The sequence below is a fragment of the Collinsella aerofaciens genome, from assembly GCF_032584215.1.
GTDB lineage: Bacteria > Actinomycetota > Coriobacteriia > Coriobacteriales > Coriobacteriaceae > Collinsella.
In genome coordinates, this window is the sequence record NZ_JAWHPN010000135.1 from 1 (window position 1) to 439 (window position 439).

Consider the following 439-nt stretch of genomic DNA (forward strand, 5'->3'; position numbering starts at 1 on the left):
GTGTCCGGAGATGTTCCAAAAGCCGTCCTTATCCACATAGAAGCCCGGGATTCCTTCCAGGTCATGAAAATCAGACAGCATGCCGGCCAGCAGTCTCCGGGCGGACGTGCCGCTTGGGAGGCTGCGGTACATATTTTGACTGATACGCTCCTCTGACAAACCGCGGGAGAGCAGATCATTGTGATGCTTCGGAGAGAGCGTCAGATGGGAGAGCATATCATAGTAAACATCATGCCGCATGGCCAGGGGCTTTGGCTCCGGCTCGGGCGGTTTTTGTGACAGGGGCTGCTGAGGAAACCGGTAGATGCCTCCATCCTTGGATAACACCTCATGCGCCTGCCGATAAGAGGTCCCGTTCATTCTCGCGTACAGGGATACGCTGTTTCCGGAAGCCTCGCATAGATTACAGCGGTATTGATTTTTCCGTGTGTTGAGGGAG

Annotated in this window: 1 protein-coding gene; it reads right to left on the minus strand. The window is 54.9% G+C overall.

Translation table 11 applies throughout. From position 1 onward, the window contains the following. On the minus strand, nucleotides 1–327 hold a 327-nt coding region (locus RX395_RS10115), incomplete at its 3' end, for a hypothetical protein (RefSeq protein ID WP_316367388.1). Between the last annotated feature and the right edge of the window lie 112 nt (nucleotides 328–439).